Here is a 474-nt window from a genome sequence, read left to right on the forward strand (position 1 = left end):
GCGCCGTCAGCCGCCCGGCGCTTTCGAAGCGGGCGCCGATGGCGAAACCGCCCTGCCGATGGCTGATGTCGACGAGAACGCTCATTCGATGTCCAGCCGCCGGCCGACACGCCGCGCCAGCACCTCCGAAGCCACAAGTGCTGCCATGGAGATGACAATGGAAATCAGCGTCAGGCGGAGCGCCCCTTCATCGCCACCCGGCACCTGCGTGAAGGTGTAGATCGCCGACGGCAATGTCTGCGTCTCATTGGGAATGTTGGAAACGAAGGTGATGGTGGCGCCGAACTCGCCCATCGCCTTGGCGAAGGCCAGGATGGCGCCGGCGATCAGCCCGGGCAGGATCAACGGCAGCGTGATGGTGGCAAACACCCAGAGCGGATTGGCGCCGAGCGTTCCCGCCGCCGCTTCCATCCTACGGTCCACCGCCTCGATCGACAGCCGGATCGCCCGCACCATCAGGGGAAAGCCCATGAC

Annotated in this window: 1 protein-coding gene; it reads right to left on the reverse strand. The window is 65.8% G+C overall.

Translation table 11 applies throughout. The features are described from left to right. Positions 1-81 precede the first annotated feature (81 nt). A partial coding sequence (locus EN884_RS38135) for an ABC transporter permease subunit (RefSeq protein WP_128361239.1) occupies positions 82-474 on the reverse strand: 393 nt, incomplete at its 5' end.

The sequence above is a fragment of the Mesorhizobium sp. M7A.F.Ca.AU.001.01.1.1 genome, assembly GCF_004022735.1.
In the GTDB taxonomy this organism is placed as follows: domain Bacteria; phylum Pseudomonadota; class Alphaproteobacteria; order Rhizobiales; family Rhizobiaceae; genus Mesorhizobium; species Mesorhizobium ciceri.